The organism is Pseudomonas sp. LH1G9, assembly GCF_002949975.1.
In the GTDB taxonomy this organism is placed as follows: Bacteria; Pseudomonadota; Gammaproteobacteria; order Pseudomonadales; family Pseudomonadaceae; genus Aquipseudomonas; species Aquipseudomonas veronii.
This window is the reverse complement of record NZ_CP026880.1, coordinates 3,958,826-3,974,492: the sequence shown is the minus strand read 5'-3', so window position 1 is coordinate 3,974,492 and position 15,667 is coordinate 3,958,826. Positions and strand designations below refer to the sequence as shown.

The window sequence follows — 15,667 nt, the reverse complement described above, 5'->3', positions numbered from 1 at the left end:
TTTCACGGGGTGTTTTGTTTTCGGAGGCCATCATCATGAGCGAGTCAGCACTGATCGGTATCGATCTCGGCAAATATACTTTCCACCTGCACGGCCAGGATAAGTCGGGCCGCGAGGTGTTTCGCAAAAAATGCTCACGAGCGCAGATGATGCAGTTTTTCGGCAATGTGCCGAGCTGTGTCGTGGTGATGGAGGCCTGTGCAGGGTCGCATTTTGTCGCTCGCCAACTGATGGCGATGGGACACACGGCCAAGCTGATTTCCCCGCAGTTCGTTAAGCCCTTCGTCAAGGGCAACAAAAATGACTTCGTCGACGCTGAGGCGATCTGTGAAGCCGCTTCCCGCCCATCCATGCGCTTCGTTACGCCTAAAACCGAATCCCAGCAAACCCTGTCTGTGCTGCATCGGATGCGCGAATCGTTGGTGCATGACCGCACCAAAACGGCTAATCAGATGCACGGTTTTCTGTTGGAGTTTGGAATCAGCCTGCCCAAGGGATTGGCCATCATGAAGCGTTTGGCGAGCGTTTTGGCCGAGCACGAATTACCCGTTCGTCTGACGGTCTTATTGCAGCGCCTGCACGATCACTTCGTCTATCTGGATGAGCAAATCAAAGCGCTGGATAAAGAACTGGCGGGCCAACTGGCCAACGATGATCTGGGCAGTCGTTTGCTGAGCATGCCGTGTGTCGGCCCGATCACCGCCAGCCTGCTGGCTGTGGAGATGGGCGATGGTAAACAGTACCGATGCGGTCGCGACTTTGCCGCCTCCGTTGGCTTAGTGCCCAGGCAGTACAGCACGGGCGGCAAGGCCAATCTGCTGGGGATCAGCAAGCGGGGTGACAAGCATCTGCGACAACTGTTGGTGCAGTGTTCCAGGGTCTATATGCAGAGGCTGGATCACCAGAAAGGCGCTCTGGCTGACTGGGTTAAAACCTTGCTCAGTCGACGACATTCAAATGTCGTGGCCTGTGCCCTGGCTAACAAACTGGCGCGTATCGCTTGGGCGATAGCCGCTCGCCATACGCAATATGAAGCAGGGCCAGACGCTTTGAACGCCTGACCCTGCAGTTGTTGCAGTACTACGATTCACCCTTCAGGTTTTGCGATAGCTGAACAACAGATGATGTGAACGGCACACCGGCCTGGCGAAGATCCTGACATAAAAATCGGCTTCAGAAGCCGACCGGTTTTTAAGGATTGTCAGGCGCGACTCTCATCGTGGCGCTGGGGCATACCCCAAACAGACGCCGGATAGATTTAAGCAAGCCAACCACACCACCCGTTGATCAGTATTGCAAAAATGGGGGTGACCATAGATTTTATGCGCGGGATTCCACTTCAGTCGTTGAAGTCTTCCCAGCCGCCCATCTGTTTCCAACGGTTGACGATGCCGCAGAACAGCTCGGCGGTCTTTTCGGTGTCATAGCGCGCCGAGTGGGCTTCGCGACCGTCAAAGTCGATACCGGCGGCCTGGCAGGCTTTGGCCAATACGGTCTGGCCATAAGCCAGGCCGGCGAGCGTAGCGGTGTCGAAGCTGGAGAACGGGTGGAACGGGTTGCGCTTCATGTCCAGCCGCGCCACGGCGGCATTCAGGAAGCCCAGGTCGAAGCTGCTGTTGTGCCCCACCAGGATCGCGCGTTTGCAGCCATTGGCCTTCAACGCCTTGCGCACGCCACGGAAGATATCGGTCAGTGCTGCTTCTTCACTCACCGCCATGCGCAGTGGGTGATCGAGTTTGATCCCGGTGAATTCCAGGGCCGCGGCTTCGATATTGGCGCCTTCGAACGGCTCGACGCGGAAGAAGTGGGTGTGTTCCGCGAACACAAAACCCTGTTCGTCCATGCCGATGGTGGTCGCGGCGATTTCCAGCAGCGCGTCGGTGGCGCAGTTGAAACCACCGGTTTCTACGTCGATGACGACCGGCAGATAGCCGCGAAACCGCTCGGCCATCGGGTGACGGGAACCGCCACCGCTGTGCTCGTGTTCGTCATCGTAATGGTCTTCACTCACTTGCTTTCCTCCAGCAGGCGCCAGCGCAGTGTTTCACCGGCGCGCAGCGGGATAACAGTCAGCTCGCCAAACGGCAGGCTGACGGGGGCAGTCCAGTCTTCACGGACCAGGGTGATGCGGTCGGTATTCGCCGGCAGCCCGTAGAAACGCGGGCCGTTGAGGCTGGCGAAGCCTTCGAGTTTGTCCAGGGCGTTGCGTTGGTCGAACGCTTCGGCGTACAGCTCGATCGCCGCATAGGCGGTGTAGCAACCGGCACAACCGCAGGCCGCTTCCTTGGCATGCTGGGCATGGGGCGCCGAGTCGGTGCCGAGGAAGAACTTCGGGTTGCCGCTGATCGCAGCGTCCAGCAGGGCCACCTGATGGGTGTTGCGCTTGAGAATCGGCAGGCAATAGAAGTGCGGCCGAATCCCGCCCACCAGCATGTGGTTGCGGTTGTAGAGCAGGTGATGGGCGGTGATGGTCGCGCCAACGTTGGCCGAGGCCTCGGTGACGAACTGCACCGCATCGGCCGTGGTGATGTGTTCGAACACCACCTTGAGGGTCGGAAACAGCTCGACCACTCGGCGCATATGCTCGTCGATGAAGATCTTCTCGCGATCGAACACGTCGACGTCGCCGCGGGTGACTTCACCGTGGATCAACAGCGGCATGCCGACTTCGGCCATCGCTTCGATCGCCGGCAGGATCTTGTCGATGCTGGTCACGCCGGAGTCGGAGTTGGTGGTCGCGCCCGCCGGATACAGCTTGGCGGCGTGTACGAAACCGCTGGCCTTGGCCTCGCGGATTTCATCGGGCTGGGTGCGGTCGGTCAGGTAGAGCACCATCAGCGGTTCGAAGCGGCTGCCGGCCGGCCGTACAGCGAGGATGCGCTGGCGATAGGCGTCGGCCTGCGCGGCATTACGCACCGGAGGTACCAGGTTAGGCATGATGATGGCGCGGCCAAACGTGCGCGCAACATCGGCCACGGTGTGGGGCAACGCAGCACCATCGCGAAGATGAATATGCCAGTCGTCGGGACGCAGCAGGGTCAGGCGGTCGGACATTGGGGATTCCAGGCGGGTCAATCTGGTGGGAATGCTACCGGAAAAGACTCTTGCAGGCACTCGCTATCAAGTTTTGCAGGATGCATCCGATAGCCTTTGGTATGCCTTAACGATGTATGACGCTTTGAAGTGTTGTAGAAACCAGTGGAGCCTCCCGTGCGCCAGCATTATCTAGCCCTGCTCAGTGTGTTCGCCAGCCTGCCTGCGATGGCCCTCACGTTCCAGACACGTCTGGAGAATATTGAGTGGAAGGTGGAGGGCGACAAATTCGAGTGCCGCTTGACCCAGCCGATCACCGATTTCGGCTCGGGTGAGTTCGTGCGCCGGGCCGGCGAGCAGGCGACATTCCGTCTGAAAGCCTTTAACGGCTTGCTCGGCGCAGGATCGGCGACCCTGCTGGCGGCGGCTGCGCCATGGCAACCGGGCCGCGGCGATATCAACCTCGGCGCCGTGCGTGCCGGCAGTGGCGAGGTCTTGTTCAACAGTTCCCAGGCCCAGGCCGGGCGCCTGTTCAATGGCCTGCTCGAGGGGCGCAGCCCGACCGTGCGGCATTACGGGCGTGAAGGCGGCTATTCGGAAATTCGTCTGTTGCCGGTGAAATTCAACAAAGCCTACAACGACTATCAACTGTGTACCGCCAAGCTGCTGCCGATGAATTACGATCAGGTCAAGCAGACCGAAGTCGGCTTCCCCGGTGGCGGTATCGAGCTGGACGCAGCGGCCAAGCGCAAGCTGGCGGTGATCGTCGAATTCATGAAGGCCGATCCGACGGTCAACCATATCGAATTGAACGGTCACTCCGACAACAGCGGCAATCGCCTGACCAATCGCGATGTCTCGCGCCGTCGCGCATTGGCGGTGATGGACTACTTCAAGGCCAACGGCGTGCCGGAATCGCAGATCACCATGCGTTTCCACGGCGAAAGCTACCCCTTGGCGCCCAATACCAATGCCGCCAACCGCGCGCGCAATCGGCGCGTCAATATCCAGCTCGAACGCGTGGCCGCCCCCGAGAAACCGGCGGCGCAAGCCAAGGGCCCGAGCAACCCCGCCGCTACGTCATAAGGTGCGACCATTGGTCGCCCGCTCGACATAATCTGTCGCTTTATCTTCATTTGCTGTCGCGCCCCTGTAATTTCGCGGTTTTGATCGGTAGAATCGTTGCCTTTCCGTAAAACCCCGTGGAGTGATGGCATGGCCGACGTAAACAAGGTCGTTCTCGCGTATTCCGGCGGCCTGGACACTTCGGTGATCCTCAAGTGGCTGCAGGATACTTATAACTGTGAAGTGGTGACCTTCACCGCTGACCTGGGTCAGGGCGAAGAGGTCGAACCTGCACGCGCCAAGGCGCAAGCCATGGGCGTCAAAGAGATCTACATTGACGACCTGCGCGAAGAGTTCGTCCGCGATTTCGTTTTCCCGATGTTTCGCGCCAACACCGTCTACGAAGGCGAGTACCTGCTGGGTACCTCCATCGCACGTCCGCTGATCGCCAAGCGCCTGATCGAAATCGCCAACGAAACCGGCGCTGACGCCATTTCCCATGGCGCCACCGGCAAAGGCAACGACCAGGTGCGTTTCGAACTGGGCGCCTATGCCCTCAAGCCGGGCGTGAAAGTGATTGCCCCTTGGCGTGAATGGGACTTGCTGTCCCGTGAAAAGCTGATGGATTACGCTGAAAAGCATGGCATCCCGATCGAGCGTCATGGCAAGAAGAAGTCCCCGTACTCGATGGACGCCAACCTGCTGCACATCTCCTATGAAGGCGGCGTGCTGGAAGACACCTGGACCGAGCACGAAGAAGACATGTGGCGTTGGACCGTCTCCCCGGAGAACGCTCCTGACAAGCCGCAGTACCTGGAACTGACCTACCGCAACGGCGACATCGTCGCGCTGGACGGCGTCGAGATGACCCCGGCCACCGTACTGGCGACCCTGAACCGTATCGGCGGCGAACACGGTATCGGCCGTCTCGACATCGTCGAGAACCGTTACGTGGGCATGAAGTCCCGTGGCTGCTACGAAACCCCAGGCGGCACCATCATGCTGCGCGCCCACCGCGCGATCGAGTCGATCACCCTGGACCGCGAAGTGGCTCACCTCAAAGACGAGTTGATGCCCAAGTACGCCAGCCTGATCTACACCGGCTACTGGTGGAGCCCTGAGCGTCTGATGCTGCAACAGATGATCGACGCTTCCCAGGCTCACGTGAACGGCGTTGTGCGCCTGAAGCTGTACAAGGGCAACGTGATCGTCACCGGTCGCAAGTCCGATGAGTCGCTGTTCGACGCCAACATCGCCACCTTCGAAGAAGATGGCGGCGCCTACAACCAGGCGGACGCAGCAGGCTTCATCAAGTTGAATGCACTGCGCATGCGTATTGCGGCCAACAAGGGTCGCAAGTTGTTCTGAGTGTTCCCGTCGAAATGAAAAGTGGCCCCTTGTTCAGGGGCCATTTTTTTTGCCTGTAAAAAAGGCGCGACGATCCTGATGTTTAAAGTTGTTTAGGTTTGTTTAAAGTCTATCGAGGTTCGTCGTTTCAGAAAGTTTGATGCCTGGCCCGCCGAGGAATGAATTATTTACACCTGAGTAGGAACTATGTCTTACAGAAAATTCACTCACAAAAGTGCGGCGTAGATGTAAGTCGCGGAAAGTTCTGTAGGAAATTTATGGTGTAAATAAATATGTTGAATGGAACTGAAATCATCAGGCTTTTTTTACCTGTCGGCCCATGCGGTCGCGACATGCAAGGGGCATTTCCTGAAACGGGTGTGCGCTGCGTTTACGGTTGCCCCCCTATTCACCGGATATTTCTCTCAAAATATGTGCGAGCCCGGAAAGGTCTGAAAGGCTCCATAAAACTCGAAACATCTGAGTTGGTGTTTTTTTGTAGGTTAATTCCTATCTCGTTGTGGGTTGGGTCTCTGCTTGCTGTTGCTTGGGGTGGAACGCTATGCCAACTAGGAAACGACTAGGCTATTGTGCTTGCTCTGAATAATTCGAACAGCGAAATTGGACTTTCTCATGAATAAAGTGCTGATCGTGGATGATCATCCCGTCATTCGTCTTGCTGTGCGCATGCTAATGGAGCGTCATGGTTATGAGGTCGTTGCCGAGACCGATAACGGTGTCGATGCGTTGCAACTTGCACGGGAACATATGCCGGACATTGTCATACTGGATATTGGAATTCCCAAACTCGATGGCCTGGAAGTTATCTGCCGGCTGTCGTCCACCAAACAGGCCACACCGTTCAAGGTGCTGGTCCTGACTTCCCAGGCGCCGGGCCATTTCTCCATGCGCTGCATGCAGGCGGGGGCGGCCGGGTACGTGTGCAAGCAGCAGGACCTGACGGAATTGCTGAGTGCCATCAAGGCGGTGCTGTCCGGCTACAGCTACTTTCCCAACCAGGCGCTGAATTCGGTGCGTTCCACCATGGGCAACGCCAGCGAGGCCGACATGGTGGAACGCCTTTCGGGACGCGAGATGATGGTGTTGCAGCAACTGGCGCGCGGCAAAACCAACAAGGAGATCGCTGACGGCATGTTCCTCAGCAACAAAACCGTCAGCACCTATAAGACACGCTTGCTGCTCAAGCTCAATGCCCGCTCACTGGTCGATCTGATCGAGTTGGCTCAACGCAATGGCCTGGTCTAGAGGAGGGCGCCACCCCATGGCTGGATAGCCAGGCGAATCGGCAGAAAAAAGCCTCCGTGAGGGAGGCTTCCGGCCGTTCTCGGCTGATCAGAGGTCGAAATCGTAATCGGCCAGCTGTTTTTGCAAGCGTCGCTCTTCCAGAAGGTTGTCGATGGTGCGGCGTTTGCTTAGATTGGTCTTGGCCACCTCTACAGGTGCTTCCTGCCCATCGTCATCCGACTCGACAAGGTCATCGTCCACTTCCAGTTGTTCTTTGCCAGTGCTCATAACGTTAACTCCGGGCTAAGACTGCCGTTGGCGCTCCTTATAACGATATTCCATGAGCGGGTAAAAAAGATTTTTTCAATCGATAGACCGAAAAAACCTATGATCCCTCAATCGTCCGACGTCTTGTCCTTGTATTCGCACAGGTCTTCGATGCGACAGCTGCCGCAGCGCGGCTTGCGGGCCTGGCAAACGTAGCGCCCGTGAAGGATCAGCCAGTGGTGCGAATCGAGCAGATACGGCTTGGGGACAAACTTCATCAGTTGTTTTTCCACTTCCACCACATTCTTGCCGCGGGCAATGCCGGTGCGGTTGCTCACCCGGAAAATGTGAGTGTCCACGGCCATGGTCAGTTGCCGGAACGCCGTATTGAGCACAACGTTTGCCGTTTTGCGGCCCACGCCTGGCAAAGCCTCCAGCGCTTCGCGGGTTTGCGGCACTTCGCCGCCATGCCGCTCCAGCAGCAGGCGGCAGGTCTCGATGACATTTTTCGCCTTGCTGTTGTACAAGCCGATGGTCTTGATGTATTCGGACAAACCTTCCACGCCCAAGGCATGGATCGCTGCCGGCGTGTTCGCCACGGGATACAGTTTGGCCGTGGCCTTGTTGACGCCGACGTCTGTGGATTGGGCCGAGAGAATCACCGCAATCAGCAACTCAAACGGCGTGGAGTAGGCCAGTTCGGTTTTGGGTTCCGGATTGTCTTCGTGGAGCCTGCGGAAAATTTCCAGGCGTTTTGCGGCGTTCATGGGGCAGGCGATTCCTTGCTGGCGGTCAGCGTGATTGTGAAAAATGGGCCCAGGCTTGCAACCCAGCGAGCAATAACCCGAGCAGGATAAACCCGGCCGGCATCAATGTGGTGGCGGCACTGGCGCGTAACAACCCCATGACGAGCATGAGCGCGGCGAACAGGCCGACCAACCGTAGCTGCGCCTTGCGCTGGCCCGCCTCAAAGAAACCATGGTGTTCCAGGACAACGCATTGCACGCTGATCAGCGCGAGGTAGATGCCCAACTGCTGATACAGCGGCAGCGCAAATGCCTGCAACAGTAGCTGCACACAACTGACCAGTGTCGCGGCGACCATCAAGCTGGCACCCAGCCGCAGGGACGCGCTCAGGCGCGAGCGCACCGCGCGCATGACCAGGCCGTAGAGCGTCACGGTCAGCGCCGACAACGCCAGGAAACTCAGGGCTTTGGGCAGGGTGTCAGTCACCCCGAGCAACGGTGCCAGCATCGCTGCATTGGCCAGGCCAACGGCTCTAGTCATGGGCGTCGGGCTCCAGCAGGGATGAGCGGTGCTCGTCGAAATAGCGCAAAGCGTCATGGGTGGCGCTGGTCACCGCTCGAGAGGTGAGGGTGGCACCGGCTATTTGATCGACGGTCGAGTCTTGCATGTCCGTGCGCGAACGCCCCTTGAATGAAGCCAGCCAAGGGTTGCCGGGCTGGCTGATAAGCCCGCCCAGGCTTGGGGTTTCCGATTGCGCCAGGGTCTTGATGCCCAGCAGCTTGCCGTCGCGGTCAATGGCGATCAGCAGTTCGATCGGGCCGGCATAGCCGCTGGTGCTCAACCGCAGCAGCACCGCGCTGGGTTGGCCCGACAGGCTCACCCGATAGCCACCCAGCAGTTGGCTCTCCTCCAGCGGCTGCGCAGCGATCGGCAGCGGTTGCTCCAGCGGCTGATTGTCATAACGGTCGGCGGGTAGCAGGTCGAGCAGCGCCTGGCGCTTCAGGGCCAGGGCCTGGCGCGCGGCGTGATCGGCAGTCAGGTGCTGAAGGGTCAGGATCAGCGTGCCGCCGCCGATAGCGATCAGCAACGCCAGCAGTACGCCTCTGCGCGACTTCATAGGCTGACCGCCGGCTGTTTCGCGGCCACCAGGCGTTCCAGCGCCGGCACGGCCAGGTTCATCAGCAGCACCGCAAAGGCTACACCGTCCGGGTAACCGCCCCACGTGCGAATCAGATACGTCAGCAGGCCAACGCCCGCCCCGAACAGCAGCCGGGCCCTGGGGCTTTTCGGGCCGGAGACCGGCTCGGTGACGATAAAAAATGCGCCGAGAAGCGTGGCGCCCGTCAGCAGATGAAACAGCGGCGAGCCGTGGGAGTCAGAGCCCGAGCCATTCCAGCACAGCAGGCTGATCACAAACAGGCTACCCAACATGCCCAAGGGCGCGTGCCAACTGAATACCCGCTGGCGCAACAGCCACAGCCCGCCGGCCAGAAACGCCAGGTTCACCCACTCGCTGCCCTTGCCGCCGACATGCCCGAATGCCGGGTTGCGCGCGAACAGTTCATCAATGGTCAGGCTTTTGTTCAGTCGCAGGGCGTCCAGTGCCGTGGCCTGGGCCCAGGCATCGGGCGCGTCGCGGTGCAGGCCGAATACCTGTTGTGCGCCGGCCAGCAGGTCCATGCCGTGGGTGGTCGGCCAGTGCGTCATGAGTTGCGGAAAGGCCACCAGCATCGACGCATACCCGACCATCGCCGGGTTGAAGGGGTTGCGCTGGCCGCCGTACAGGTGCTTGCCCAGCAGCAGCCCACTGGCCACGGCCGCCACGCACAGCCACCAGGGGCAATAGGGCGGCAGTGCCAGGGCGAGCAGGGTCGCGCTGACCAGGCTGCTCAGATCGCCGCCACGCGGCCCCCGCAGGCGTTGCACGCCCGCATCGACCAGCAGTGCGCAGCCCGTCGCCAGCAACAGATTGATCAACACGCCCCAACCGAACAGCCAGAACATCGCCAGCCCACCCGGCAGTGTCGCCAGCAACACCCGTTGCAGGGCCTGTTGAGGCTCAAGCGTGGCCATGGGCATCCACCTGGCGCTGTGCTGCGTCGAGATTGGCGTGTGCCTCGGCCAGTTGCTGTGGGTCGGCGTTCCGATCCTGGGCTTTCTTCAATTCGGCGCGCCGCATTGCCAGTTGGATTTTGGCGCGCTTGAGATCGGCGGTGTTGGCGGGGGCCGGCGTTGCAGGCGCGGGGTTCACCTCCAGAGCGGCCAATGCCTGCTCCGCGGCTTCGAACTGTTGTTGCAGCACGATCAGTTGCGACTGCTGTTCAAAGGTGGGCGGATGCCCGAATGCCTTCAAGGATTTATGCAACTGTGCACGGCTCATCGCCACGTTGATCTTGGCTTTCTTGATCGCGGCGTCCTGGGCTGCCTGCGCCGCATCGATCGGCACGGTGGCCAACGGCGCGGCCCGCTTGGCGCGGGCCAGGCGTTCGGCCTGCTTGTGTTCTTCTTCCCGTTGCAGGCGCGCGTTGCGTTGCTCAAAGCGTCGCCGTGCGCGGTCTCGCTTCAAGCCGCGCGCGCGGCGCTCGTGGTCGTTGGTCGCCAGGCCGCCGACAATCGGCAGCACCGCCACTAGCGGGCGCATCTCGATGCAATCGACCGGGCAGGGCGCGACGCACAGGTCGCAGCCGGTGCATTCGTCGATGATCACGGTGTGCATCCATTTGGCCGCGCCGACAATCGCATCCACCGGGCAGGCCTGGATGCATTTGGTACAGCCGATGCATTCGGCCTCACGGATGTAGGCAATCTGTGGTGGCGCTTCGCCGCGGCTGGTGTCCAGTGCCAGTACCGGCACGTTCAGCAACTGCGCGAGCGCGCCGATCGTTTCCTGCCCGCCGGGCGGGCATTTATTGATGGCTTCGCCTTGGGCGATCCCTTCGGCGTAGGGCTTGCAGCCCGGGTGCCCGCACTTGCCGCATTGGGTTTGCGGGAGCAGCGCGTCGATATGTTGAATCAGGCTCATGCTTTGATCATTGCGTTGAAACCCAGAAAAGCCACCGCCATCAGCCCGGCGCTGATCAGTTCGACCGGCAGGCCGCGGAAGGGCAGCGGGATGTCGTTGTCGGCGATGCGCTGGCGCAAGTCGCTGAACAGGCTCAGCACCAGCCAGAAGCCGAGCCCGGCGCCCACGCTCAGTGCCGCCATGTGCGCCAGCCCCTCATCGTCTTCAATGCCCAGCAACACCACGCCCAGTACCCCGGCGTTGCCCAGCAGCAGCGGCCATAACCCTTCCGTCGGCAGCGTCGGGCGCAGGCGCGTGAGCGCGCCGAGCACGGGGCGGATCAGCAGCGCGGTCAGCGGTAAAAACACCCACAGCCGCAGGGCAGTCAACCCCAACGGTTGCAGCGCGTAGTGATCCAGCAAATAGGCGAGCACGCCGCTCACTGCCATCAACACGGTGGTGGCAATCCCCAATGCATGCACCCGCGAGCGTGAATGCGCGGCCAATATCGGGTCGACGGCCAACGGCATCTGCAACACGAGGTTGTTGATCAGGGCGGCGCTGACAAGGGTGAGGAGCATATCGGTCATGGGCATGCCGGTTAAGCGAACAGGGCCTGATTATCCGGCAAGCGAGAAGGGGGTACTAGCTGAAAAGCCCTGTCGCCGCGACGACAGGGCTGTTTTGCAGGGCTTACTTGATGCGTTGACCCGGCTTGGCGCCGCTGTCAGGGCTCAGCAGGTAGATTTCTTCGCCGCCGGGGCCGGCCGCCATCACCATGCCTTCGGAAATACCGAACTTCATTTTCCGCGGCTTGAGGTTGGCGATCATCATGGTCAGGCGACCATTGAGCTTGGACGGGTCCGGATAAGCGCTCTTGATCCCGGAGAACACGTTGCGTTGCTCGTCGCCGATATCGAGGGTCAGGCGCAGCAGCTTGTCGGCACCTTCCACGGCTTCGGCCTTGAGAATCAGCGCAACCCGCAGGTCAACGGCGGCAAAGGCGTCGAACTCGATCTCCGGGGACAGCGGGTCCTTGACCAGTTCACCGTTGCCGGCCGGGTTCGATTCGCCGGTGTCGGTCGGGCTGGCGACCAGGTCTTCTTTCGACGCGTCGCTCATGGCCTGGACTTTTACCGGGTCGATACGGGTCATCAGCGGCTTGAACTCGTTCAATTGATGGTTGCTGAGCAAGCTGGCGTGGTCGTTCCAGGTCAGCGGCGCGACGTTGAGGAACGCCTCGGCATCCGCGGCCAGCAACGGCAGCACCGGCTTGAGGAAGATCACCAACTGGCGGAACAGGTTGACGCCGGTGGCGCAGATGGCCTGGACTTGCGCCTGCTTGCCTTCCTGCTTGTTCAGCGACCACGGTGCCTTGTCGGCGATCCACGCGTTGGCGCGGTCGGCCAGGCCCATGATCTCGCGCATGGCGCGGGCAAAGTCGCGGGCTTCATAGGCGTCGGCGATGCTTGGCGCGGCGGCCAGGAACGCGTCGGTCAGTTCCGGCGCGGCATTCTCGGCCACCAGCACACCGGCGTTGCCCTTGTGGATGAAACCGGCGCAACGGCTGGCGATGTTGACGACTTTGCCGACGAGGTCCGAGTTGACCTTCTGTACGAAGTCTTCCAGGTTCAGGTCGAGGTCGTCGACGCCACGGCCCAGCTTGGACGCATAGTAGTAGCGCAGGTATTCCGGCGACAGGTGATCCAGGTAGGTGCGCGCCTTGATGAAGGTGCCACGGGACTTGGACATCTTCTGGCCGTTGACGGTCAGGTAGCCGTGTACGTTGATGCCGGTCGGCTTGCGGTAGCCCGCACCTTCGAGCATCGCCGGCCAGAACAGGGCGTGGAAGTTGACGATGTCCTTGCCGATGAAATGGTACAGCTCGGCGGTGGAGTCCTTGCCCCAGAACGCATCGAAGTCCAGCTCCGGCGTGCGCTTGCACAGGTTCTTGAAGCTGGCCATGTAGCCGATCGGGGCGTCCAGCCACACGTAGAAATACTTGCCCGGCTCGCCTGGGATCTCAAAGCCGAAGTACGGCGCATCGCGGGAAATGTCCCACTGTTGCAGCCCGGCATCCAGCCATTCGGCGATCTTGTTGGCGACGGCGTCCTGCAGGGTGCCGCTGCGCGTCCAGGTTTGCAGCATCTGCTGGAAATCCGGGAGCTTGAAGAAGAAGTGCTGGGAATCCTTGAGCACCGGGGTGGCGCCGGAGATCGCCGACTTGGGGTTCTTCAGGTCGGTGGGGGCGTAGGTGGCACCGCATTTTTCGCAGTTGTCGCCGTACTGGTCCTCGGTGCCGCATTTCGGGCAGGTGCCCTTGATGAAGCGGTCGGCCAGGAACATTTTCTTTTCCGGGTCGAAATACTGCGTGATCGAGCGCGTGGCAATGTGCCCGGCGTCCTTCAACCGCAGGTAGATCTGGCTCGACAGCTCGCGGTTTTCGTCGGCGTGGGTCGAATGGAAGTTGTCGAAGTCGACCAGGAACTCGGCAAAGTCGGCGCTGTGTTCAGCCTGCACATTGGCGATCAGTTGTTCCGGGGTGATGCCTTCCTTTTCGGCGCGCAACATGATGGCCGAACCGTGGGCGTCGTCCGCGCAGACATAGATGCATTGATTGCCGCGATGCTTCTGGAAGCGCACCCACATGTCGGTCTGGATGTACTCAAGCATATGGCCAAGATGGATTGAACCATTGGCATAGGGCAGGGCGCTGGTGACGAGGATCTTGCGTGGCTCGGACATGGGGCTCGGCTACTCGATGAAACGGAGGTCGGCCACTATAAAGCGCCGGCAAATATATTTCACCCCGTGGCGCTGTTTCAGCATCTTCCCAACCTGCGAAAGCATGCCGTTAAGCCGCTGGAACGGTTAGGATAGCCGCCTGTTTCAGTCAGTCTTTTTCGGGAGTAGCCCATGAGCGCCGTTAATCGCGCAGCGGTGGAAGCCGTTCTTCGCCAGTACACCGACCCCTATTTGAACCAGGATCCGGTCAGTGCCGGTTGTGTCCGCGCCATCGAGATCCAGGGCGACCAGGTGTCGGTCCGGATGGAACTGGGCTATGCCGCCGGTCTGTTCAAGAGCGGCTGGGCGCAGATGCTGCAAATGGCCATCGAAGGCCTCGACGGCGTGCGTTCCGCCAAGGTCGACATTCAGTGCGTGATCGCGCCGCACAAGGCCCAGGCGCAGATCCCCGGCCTGGCCAACGTGAAGAATGTGGTGGCCGTGGCCTCCGGCAAGGGCGGCGTGGGTAAATCCACCACGGCGGCCAACCTGGCGCTGGCGCTGGCGCGCGAAGGCGCCCGCGTGGGGATTCTCGACGCGGATATCTACGGTCCGAGCCAGGGCGTGATGTTCGGCATTGCCGAGGGCACCCGCCCGAAAATCAAGGACCAGAAGTGGTTCGTGCCCATCGAGTCGCTGGGTGTGGAAGTGATGTCCATGGCGTTCCTGACCGACGACAACACGCCGATGGTGTGGCGCGGGCCGATGGTTTCCGGCGCCTTGCTGCAACTGGTGACCCAGACCGCCTGGGGCGATTTGGACTACCTGGTGATCGACATGCCGCCAGGCACCGGCGACATCCAGCTGACCCTGGCGCAAAAAGTCCCGGTGGCCGGTGCGGTGATCGTGACCACGCCGCAGGACCTGGCGTTGCTGGACGCGAAGAAAGGCGTGGAAATGTTCCGCAAGGTCAACATCCCGGTGCTGGGCGTCGTGGAAAACATGGCGGTTCACATCTGCTCCAACTGTGGCCATGCCGAGCACCTGTTCGGTGAGGGGGGCGGCGAGAAGTTGGCGACCCAGTACGGCGTCGAACTGCTGGCCTCGCTGCCGCTGGCGATGGTGATTCGCGAACAGGCCGATGGTGGCAAACCGACAGTGGCGGCCGAGCCTGATGGCCAGATCGCCATGGTTTATCAGGAACTGGCGCGTCACGTGGGCGCGCGGATTGTCCTGCAAGAAGCGGCTTCACCGGCCATGCCGACGATTACAGTCAGCGACGACTGAGTCATTCGTAGGAAACAAGCCCCGCTATTGTCGGGGCTTTTTCTTGTCCGCCGAACGGCCAGGTATCGCTTGCCAGGCTCTTACGCAGTTGCTCGTGTAAGCATTTGCTTACTCTCGCGTAAGTGTTTGGTTTTTTTTGCGCTTCCGGACGTCTCAAATTGTCTGGCCATATTTCTAATCAATTGAAATATAACAATTATTTATTGGCTCGCGAGAGCGAAAGCTCGGCAGGCGACGGGTTGGGTTGCGTTGTACTTCCCTGGGAACTGGTTACTATCAGTCCTGTGTCCACGGATTGACACAGCCATCAAGGAACGATGGTTTGAAGGAACGTCGCAGGATGCGATTCATCAGGATGATGAAAAAGGAATACAGGGACTAGGGAAAAAATGTGGGCGGGTCATACCGCCCCTTTTTTCGCCTGCAGAAAAGTGAAATGCCTGCCCCTGAACGCAAAAAAGGCCCGCAAGGGGCCTTTTTTGTTGGGCTGCGGCGCTGTCAGCGCTCGAGATCCTTGATCTTGCCTTTTACGCCATCCCACTCTTCCGCATCCGGCAGCGACTCTTTCTTCTCCGTGATGTTCGGCCAGATTTCCGCCAGTTCGACGTTCAACTGGATAAATTCCTGCATATCTTCCGGGACCTCGTCCTCGGAGAAAATAGCGACGGCCGGGCATTCAGGTTCACACAGGGCGCAGTCAATGCACTCATCCGGGTGGATCACCAGGAAATTCGGGCCTTCGTAGAAGCAGTCCACCGGACAGACTTCTACGCAGTCGGTGTATTTGCACTTGATGCAGTTGTCGGTGACGACGAAGGTCATTTCTAATTTTCTCCTCAGGCGGCGGCAGCGAAACCCCTTATGGTGGGGCCCGCGAGGTTTGAGAGCGATAATCTGCGAGCCAGGCTAAAAGCCCGCAGCATCCCAAACCGCGCGAGATAATATCAGCTT

Annotated in this window: 15 protein-coding genes and 1 pseudogene; 5 read left to right on the top strand and 11 right to left on the bottom strand. The window is 60.2% G+C overall.

The annotated features are described in order from the left end of the window. The first annotated feature begins 35 nt into the window (after positions 1-35). Positions 36-1,061, top strand: coding sequence for an IS110 family transposase (locus C5F70_RS18485; protein ID WP_104903837.1), 1,026 nt, complete (start codon positions 36-38; stop codon positions 1,059-1,061). A 278-nt stretch (positions 1,062-1,339) separates the two neighbouring features. Here the strand turns inward: C5F70_RS18485 and rnt are convergent, their stop codons facing one another. Then, positions 1,340-2,011 (bottom strand): ribonuclease T, encoded by a 672-nt coding sequence (gene rnt, locus C5F70_RS18480; RefSeq protein ID WP_017844623.1) that lies wholly within the window; start codon positions 2,009-2,011, stop codon positions 1,340-1,342. Then, positions 2,008-3,054 carry a dihydroorotase gene (gene pyrC, locus C5F70_RS18475; protein WP_104903836.1) on the bottom strand — a complete coding sequence of 349 codons (1,047 nt, stop codon included), beginning with the start codon at positions 3,052-3,054 and terminating at the stop codon, positions 2,008-2,010. Before pyrC ends, rnt begins: the two co-directional genes overlap by 4 nt. Before the next feature lie 156 nt (positions 3,055-3,210). Between pyrC and C5F70_RS18470 the strand changes: the two genes are divergently transcribed. The 3 genes from C5F70_RS18470 (at position 3,211) to C5F70_RS18460 (ending at position 6,711) form a co-directional block, all read left to right on the top strand. Further along, positions 3,211-4,119: an OmpA family protein gene (locus C5F70_RS18470; protein WP_017844625.1), complete on the top strand. Its 909-nt coding sequence runs from the start codon at positions 3,211-3,213 to the stop codon at positions 4,117-4,119. 129 nt (positions 4,120-4,248) lie between these two features. Next, positions 4,249-5,466: an argininosuccinate synthase gene (locus C5F70_RS18465; RefSeq protein WP_017844626.1), complete on the top strand. Its 1,218-nt coding sequence runs from the start codon at positions 4,249-4,251 to the stop codon at positions 5,464-5,466. 612 nt (positions 5,467-6,078) lie between these two features. Then, complete coding sequence (locus C5F70_RS18460) at positions 6,079-6,711, top strand: response regulator transcription factor (protein WP_017844627.1); 633 nt, start codon at positions 6,079-6,081, stop codon at positions 6,709-6,711. An 87-nt stretch (positions 6,712-6,798) separates the two neighbouring features. Here the strand turns inward: C5F70_RS18460 and C5F70_RS18455 are convergent, their stop codons facing one another. The 8 genes and pseudogenes from C5F70_RS18455 to metG form a co-directional block, all read right to left on the bottom strand. Continuing rightward, entirely contained in the window at positions 6,799-6,978 is a 180-nt protein-coding gene (locus C5F70_RS18455) for a PA3496 family putative envelope integrity protein (protein WP_017844628.1), read from the bottom strand. A 107-nt stretch (positions 6,979-7,085) separates the two neighbouring features. Beyond that, positions 7,086-7,724, bottom strand: coding sequence for an endonuclease III (nth, locus tag C5F70_RS18450; protein ID WP_017844629.1), 639 nt, complete (start codon positions 7,722-7,724; stop codon positions 7,086-7,088). A gap of 25 nt (positions 7,725-7,749) precedes the next feature. Then, complete coding sequence (locus C5F70_RS18445) at positions 7,750-8,244, bottom strand: Rnf-Nqr domain containing protein (RefSeq protein ID WP_046384540.1); 495 nt, start codon at positions 8,242-8,244, stop codon at positions 7,750-7,752. Continuing rightward, on the bottom strand, positions 8,237-8,821 hold the full coding sequence (locus C5F70_RS18440) for an RnfABCDGE type electron transport complex subunit G (RefSeq protein ID WP_104903835.1): 585 nt from the start codon (positions 8,819-8,821) through the stop codon (positions 8,237-8,239). The genes C5F70_RS18445 and C5F70_RS18440 overlap by 8 nt, the downstream gene beginning before the upstream one ends. Then, a complete protein-coding gene (locus tag C5F70_RS18435) occupies positions 8,818-9,777 on the bottom strand; it encodes an RnfABCDGE type electron transport complex subunit D (RefSeq protein ID WP_017844632.1) in 960 nt (319 codons plus the stop codon). The genes C5F70_RS18440 and C5F70_RS18435 overlap by 4 nt, the downstream gene beginning before the upstream one ends. A gap of 556 nt (positions 9,778-10,333) precedes the next feature. After that, positions 10,334-10,705 (bottom strand): annotated as a pseudogene (gene rsxB / locus C5F70_RS31585) (electron transport complex subunit RsxB); the annotation flags it as partial. Positions 10,706-10,722: 17 nt separating this feature from the next. After that, on the bottom strand, positions 10,723-11,295 hold the full coding sequence (locus C5F70_RS18425) for an Rnf-Nqr domain containing protein (RefSeq protein ID WP_017844634.1): 573 nt from the start codon (positions 11,293-11,295) through the stop codon (positions 10,723-10,725). A gap of 103 nt (positions 11,296-11,398) precedes the next feature. Further along, positions 11,399-13,450, bottom strand: a complete 2,052-nt coding sequence (gene metG, locus C5F70_RS18420) for a methionine--tRNA ligase (RefSeq protein WP_104903832.1) — start codon at positions 13,448-13,450, stop codon at positions 11,399-11,401. A gap of 171 nt (positions 13,451-13,621) precedes the next feature. Here metG and apbC point away from each other — a divergent pair, with 171 nt between their 5' ends. Further along, on the top strand, positions 13,622-14,716 hold the full coding sequence (apbC, locus tag C5F70_RS18415) for an iron-sulfur cluster carrier protein ApbC (protein ID WP_046384535.1): 1,095 nt from the start codon (positions 13,622-13,624) through the stop codon (positions 14,714-14,716). Between the two features lie 498 nt (positions 14,717-15,214). Here apbC and fdxA read toward each other — a convergent pair whose 3' ends face one another. Next, positions 15,215-15,538: a ferredoxin FdxA gene (fdxA, locus tag C5F70_RS18410; RefSeq protein ID WP_003222178.1), complete on the bottom strand. Its 324-nt coding sequence runs from the start codon at positions 15,536-15,538 to the stop codon at positions 15,215-15,217. Positions 15,539-15,667: the final 129 nt, after the last annotated feature.